The 5,711-nt window shown below is 54.2% G+C and carries 5 protein-coding genes and 1 pseudogene; 1 reads left to right on the top strand and 5 read right to left on the bottom strand.

The annotated features are described in order from the left end of the window. The 4 genes from DG046_RS09395 to DG046_RS09380 all read right to left on the bottom strand — a co-directional run. The coding region (locus DG046_RS09395) for a GTP-binding protein (protein WP_234411501.1) at positions 1-153 on the bottom strand (153 nt) is incomplete at its 3' end. Between the two features lie 69 nt (positions 154-222). After that, complete coding sequence (locus DG046_RS09390; protein ID WP_108832243.1) at positions 223-1,065, bottom strand: DegV family protein; 843 nt, start codon at positions 1,063-1,065, stop codon at positions 223-225. Next, entirely contained in the window at positions 1,062-2,408 is a 1,347-nt protein-coding gene (gene glmM, locus DG046_RS09385) for a phosphoglucosamine mutase (RefSeq protein ID WP_108832242.1), read from the bottom strand. The genes DG046_RS09390 and glmM overlap by 4 nt, the downstream gene beginning before the upstream one ends. After that, on the bottom strand, positions 2,405-3,781 hold the full coding sequence (locus tag DG046_RS09380; RefSeq protein WP_108832241.1) for a CCA tRNA nucleotidyltransferase: 1,377 nt from the start codon (positions 3,779-3,781) through the stop codon (positions 2,405-2,407). The genes glmM and DG046_RS09380 overlap by 4 nt, the downstream gene beginning before the upstream one ends. A 105-nt stretch (positions 3,782-3,886) precedes the next feature. Between DG046_RS09380 and DG046_RS09375 the strand changes: the two genes are divergently transcribed. Continuing rightward, positions 3,887-4,633, top strand: coding sequence for a hypothetical protein (locus DG046_RS09375; protein WP_108832240.1), 747 nt, complete (start codon positions 3,887-3,889; stop codon positions 4,631-4,633). 673 nt (positions 4,634-5,306) lie between these two features. Here DG046_RS09375 and DG046_RS09370 read toward each other — a convergent pair. Continuing rightward, a pseudogene (locus DG046_RS09370) lies at positions 5,307-5,711 on the bottom strand (transposase); the annotation flags it as partial.

Here is a 5,711-nt window from a genome sequence, read left to right as displayed (position 1 = left end):
GATGTTTGCGTAGTCGACGAATTCGCCGGAGCCGAAGCGTTTGTTTAATACGAGGGTGATTGCCGCCGTAAGGGTGGTCTTGCCGTGGTCGACGTGGCCGATGGTGCCGACGTTGACGTGGGGTTTGTTTCTTTCAAATTTTCCTTTTGCCATAATTGTCCTCCTATGTTTCGCACAATATATAAGCTTATGTTACCGCAAATCGCGTAAAAATGCAAGATTTTACAGGGCGACGACGATGCCTCCGAAATCGGCGTAGACGCTGGAAAGGCCTTTGGTCTGCACGATGCGTATGGTGGCTGTTTGTATTTCGTCTTGAATGTAGCTTTTAAAGAGTTTGGCTTTTTCTTCCGCGTGGGAATGGCTGATGGTGATGAATTCGACGCTTTTTTCGGCGTTGATTCTGATGACTTCTTTGGCGAGTTTGGCCAGGCTTTTTTTGAAGCCGCGGTTGATTTGGAAGAGGCCGATGGCGCCGTCTTCGCCGCGCATAATGGGCTTCATGTTCAGGACGTTGACGGCTTTTCCCGCGAGTTTGGGGATGCGGCCGTTTTTGATGAGGTTGTCCATGGATTCCAGGATGAAGAAGGTGGATTGTTTGTCGGCGAATTCTCTCACTTCTCTTTCGATGGCGTCGAAGTCTTTGCCTTCTTCGGCCCGCTTCCGGATGAGGCTCACGACGTTGGCGGTGCCTGCGGAGGCGGATTTGGAGTCGATGAGGGCGATTTTTTTCTCGGGATGCTCTCTTTTCACTTCTTCCACGGCGGTTTGGGCGGCGTTGTAGCTGCCGGAGAGTTTGGAGGAGATGGTGACGACGAAGATTTCGTCGGCGCCTGTTCCCAAGATGGCTTCTTTGTAGTTGTAGGGCGAGGGGCAGCCGGTGCGGGTGGGCTCTTGGCTGGCCTGCATGTCGGCGTAGAGGGCATCGAGGTCCAGTGTGTCGTCGTCGATGTAGGTATTTTTTCCCGCGTCGATGGTGAAGGGGACGAAGGCAATATCCATGGCTTTGGCCTCTTCTGCGGTGAAGTCGGCGGATGTGTCTGCGATGATTTTTATTTTGTTCATTGGAGCACCTCTTCTATATAGCGGGCGAGGTTTTCGGCTTCGGTTTTTAATATGTCTTGGTCTTTGCCTTCGATCATGACGCGAACGAGGGGTTCGGTGCCGGAGGGGCGGATGACGACGCGGCCTTCGTCTTTAAATTTGGCTTCCAGTTCGCGGATTTTTTCCTGTATGCCCGCATGGTCTTCGTAGGCGTGTTTTTTCTTGTTGTCGACTTTGGCGTTGACGAGGACTTGGGGATAGGAGGTCATGAGGGCGTTGAGTTCGCTCATGGGCTTGTTTGTTTCGGCCATGACTTCCAGGAGGTGGAGGCCTGTGGCCAGGCCGTCGCCGGTGGTGTTGTAGCGGCTGAAGATGATGTGGCCGGATTGTTCGCCGCCGAGGACGTAGCCTTTTTCGAGCATTTCTTCCAGGACGTAGCGGTCGCCGACTTTGGTCTTGACGAGGTCGATGCCTTGTTTTTTGAGGAAGCGATCGAGGCCGATGTTGGTCATGACGGTGCCGACGACGGTGGTGTTATCGAGTTCGCCTTTGGCTTTGAGGTTTTCGGCGCAGATGGCGAGGATGTGGTCGCCGTCGAGGATTTGACCTTTTTCGTCCACGGCGATGATGCGGTCGGCGTCGCCATCAAAGGAGAAGCCCACGTCAGCACCTATGTCTTTTACGAGGGCCTGAATTTTTTCGGGGGCGGTGGAGCCGCATTGGGCGTTGATGTTGGCGCCGTCGGGGGCGGTGTTGATGGCCACGACTTCGGCGCCGAGTCTCGTGAGGACTTTTTCCGCCAGTTCGCTCAGGGCGCCGTTTCCTGCGTCGACGGCGATTTTTGTGCCGCTGAGGTCGCGGTCCACGAGGCCCACGAGGTAGTCTTCGTAGTCGACGATGCCGGGGAGGTCTTTTTTCTTTTGACCGATGGCTTTGGGATCGATGGGGACCGGTGTGTAGTGGGGATCGGTGAGCCGCTCTTCGATTTCTTCTTCTACGGCGTCGGGGAGTTTGAGGCCTTTGTCGGAGAAGATTTTGATGCCGTTGTATTCGAAGGGGTTGTGGGATGCGGAGATGACGATGCCCATGGCGGCGCCGTATTTTCGGGTGAGGTAGGCGACGCCGGGGGTGGGAATGACGGAGAGGTTCGCGCAGTCGACGCCGCCTGCCATGAGGCCTGTGGCGAGGGCCATGGAGAGCATGGTGCCGGATTGTCTCGTGTCTCTGCCGGTGAGGACGAAGGGCTTTTCGGCGCCGGTTTCGTGAATGCGCTCGGCCAGGACGCGTCCCAGTTTCATGGCAAGTTCCGGTGTAAGTTCTTCGTTTGCGACGCCGCGGATGCCGTCGGTTCCAAATAGTTTCATGGGTGTCTCCTCTTGGTTGTTTCTTCGTTGTTCTTTGCTGCGTTTTCTTCTGCAATGCGCTTTTCGGCGTAGGCCAAAAGCTGTTCTTTTTCGTTTGTTTCGGGGTCGTCCAGGGCCATGTCTTCCATTTCTTTTAGGAGGCGGCCCATGGCGGGGCCGGGGGCCATGCCCAGGGCGATGAGGTCTTTGCCGCTTACGGCCAGGGTGTTTCGGCTGACGATGCCTTCGTCCATGAGGGCGCGGATGCGCGCTTTTCGCTCGAGGATGAAGGAGATGTCCCGCGCACCCCAGGTGCAGGCCATGTCCGCCGCCATAAGATCGTAGAGATCCAAGATGTAGTCTTCCCCTACCCGCTTGATTTGCCGGCGCAGGGCTTTGTCGGTCATGGTGTCGTGGACTTTCATGTGTTCTTTTATAAGGACTTCCACTTCCCGCGAAAGGGCTTTTTGGCTCTTTAGGCGGGCGAGGATGCGCCCTGCGGTTTCCGCGCCCATGGTGTCGTGGCCGAAGAAGTGCCCTTTTCCATTTTCGTCGATTGTCAGGGTGTCGGGTTTGTTGACGTCGTGAAAAAGGGCGGCGTAGCGCAGGGGCAGTGTTTTGGGTGCGTGATCCACCACGCAAAGGATGTGATCGAACAGGGTTTTGTCGTGGTGGGGATTCCGTTGGTCGTAGCCCACGGTGGGGACGAGCTCGGGAAAGATCTTTTCAAGGACGCCGGCCTCTTCCATGGCGTAGAGAACGCGGGACGGAGCGTCTTGAAGGAGAATTTTATTCATTTCATCGGCCACCCGCTCGGCGGAGAGGCTTTCGATGCGATAAGCTTCATTTTTCGCCGCCGCGAGGAGGGCGGGATCCAAGGTCATGTTCAGCTGACCCATAAAACGAAAGGCGCGAAGGATCCGGAGGGCGTCTTCCGAAAAGCGCCGGTCGGGATCGCCGACGGCGCGGAGGATTTTGTTTTCCAGATCATCCCGGCCGCCGAAGGGATCCACGAGGCCCGTCTCCGAGCTGTAAGCCATGGCGTTGACGGTGAAATCCCGCCGCGCCAGATCTTCTTTCAGATCCGTCGTAAAGGTAACGGCGTCGGGTTTGCGGTTGTCGGTGTAGGTGCCGTCGATGCGAAAGGTGGTGATCTCTACGGGGCCGATGGCGGTCATGACGGCGATGGTGCCGAATTTTTCGCCTTCACGGAAGGTCTTCTCCCCCGCCATGATGGCGAGAATTTCTTCCGGGGTGGCCGGGGTGGTGAGATCGTAGTCGTGGGGCGTGATGCCCATGAGGCTGTCGCGCACGGCGCCGCCGACGACGTAGACGGGCACGCCTTTTTCGCGAAAGCGGCGGATGGCATCTTCGATGGCTTGAGGTAATTTCATAGAGTCATTATAACACTTCGCGCGGTTTTTTGCCTTTCTCGTGGGCCTTTTTGGCGGCGACGTGGTATAATCATGAAAAAGACGGAATCTGTTGGGAGGTATGGAATGAAACGGAATTACACGGCTCTCGCTTTGGCTCTGTGTTTGTGTCTCGCCGGCTGCGGCAAGAAGGCGGAGGCGCCGAAGGAAGAGGAAAAGGCCGCCAAGGCCGTGGCCACGGAGAGTAAGGACGAGGCCTATACGCCTGAAAAGGACAAGGCCGCCGAGGAAAAGGCCCTCTTTGAAAGCGACGACGAAGACAAGAGAAATGCCGCTCTGGAGGCCGCCAGCGACTACATCGCTTTGGTTGAGCTGACCACCAATGCCAAGGGCCAAACGGAGCTGGAGTTTATTAAAAACTACAAGGGCGCGTTGAGCACGGTGGAAATTCCCATTCCCAAGGGGATGACGCCGAATCAGGAATACATCATCTTCTATCGCGACGGCGCCGACGGCATCGTGGGCCCGGTCCACGACACCTACGGCTACTACGCCGTAAACGGCAGCGACGACAGCCTCCTGCGCCACATGGAAAGAACTTACGGCGATTCGGATGAAGAGGAAGATACGGATTCGGTGAAGTCGAAGAAAGACGCCGATGTGTATGGGGATAAGACGAATTCTTCTTCTTATGGATCTTCTGAGGATTCGTCAGATTCGTCGCGGCGTTCTTCGTCGAGTAAGAAGGGGACTTCTTCCACTTCCGAGAAGAAAACAAGTGATTCTTCTTCTAAAAAAAGCTCAAGTTCTTCCGATTCGAGTTCTTCAAAATCGAAGAAGAGTTCTTCTTCTACTTCCGAAGGGAATGAATAGTATGAAAAAACAGTCTCTGAATGGGGCTGTTTTTTTCATACCCAGGAAAAGAGAGCGTGTTGTTTTTTATTGCATGGTGTTTTTTTATTCGCTCCCTCTTTGTTATTGCTTTCCGATAGCGTAGCGAACGTAATGGATTCAAGTTACTTTCTTGCTTAAAATTTGATTCTTACATGGCTTTGAAACCAGGGGAAGGGCCCAGGGCGTTGCGATTCGCCCTCTGGCCCTTCCCCTGGACCCCATCCCACTCGACCCACAAACGCCTTCTAGCAGTGCAAATGCCTGACGGCATTTGATTCCTATTGGGCTGTGTCGCGGAAGAGAGACTTTGAGTTTCGGATAACAACTACCGGCTGTTTTTGTTCGCAGTTTTTTCAAAGCGGATGTGTGGTTGCAATGCCTAACGGCATTTGATTCCTGCTGGGCTTCTTCGACATTTAAAGACGATGAATTGGGTGAGCTGTCTTCGTTTCCATACGATGGATTACCCAACTCACATTCTTCTTTCCACGACGCATCCCAATTAGTAGAAAATGCCGCAGGCATTTTCTCAGACTGCAGACAAACTCCGAATAAATCTCGGGGTTTGTCTCTTTTTTATGTTGTCAATCCATTTTCTCCATAAATCAGCAAAAGAAGGGCCGCAGTTTCCCCTCTCCCGATCTCTTCGATCCATCATTAGTGCCAGTTTTTTCATGTTCATGCATGCAAAGGTCAGCACCGCTTTCAGGTCCATTTTCTTTCGTCCACGCTGGTTGGTGTAGCGAAGGCCATGGTATTCTTTGGCGCTGCCGAATTGCCGTTCGATGGTTTCTTTGCGTTGTTTGTATTCTGCTTTTCCTTGGGTGGTGTAGCGGTAGTCTTCCGCAACGTCCAGGGCGTCTTGCCAGAGGTGGCGAGTAACGGTTTTTTGATGGTTTTTGCTGGCGGTGCAACGGTGAAGGGTAGGACAGTTTTTGCAGATTTTTGGATTGCTTTTGTATTCGCGGTATCCTTCACGTGTCGTGGTGCTGTAGGGGAGGATGGTTTCTTCCGGGCAGAGGTAGCAGTCGTAGTAGGCGTCGTAGACGAAGTCGCG

The sequence above is a fragment of the Aedoeadaptatus coli genome (genome assembly GCF_900343085.1).
Taxonomy (GTDB): Bacteria; Bacillota; Clostridia; order Tissierellales; family Peptoniphilaceae; genus Aedoeadaptatus; species Aedoeadaptatus coli.
This window is presented reverse-complemented; position numbering and strand designations above follow the sequence as displayed.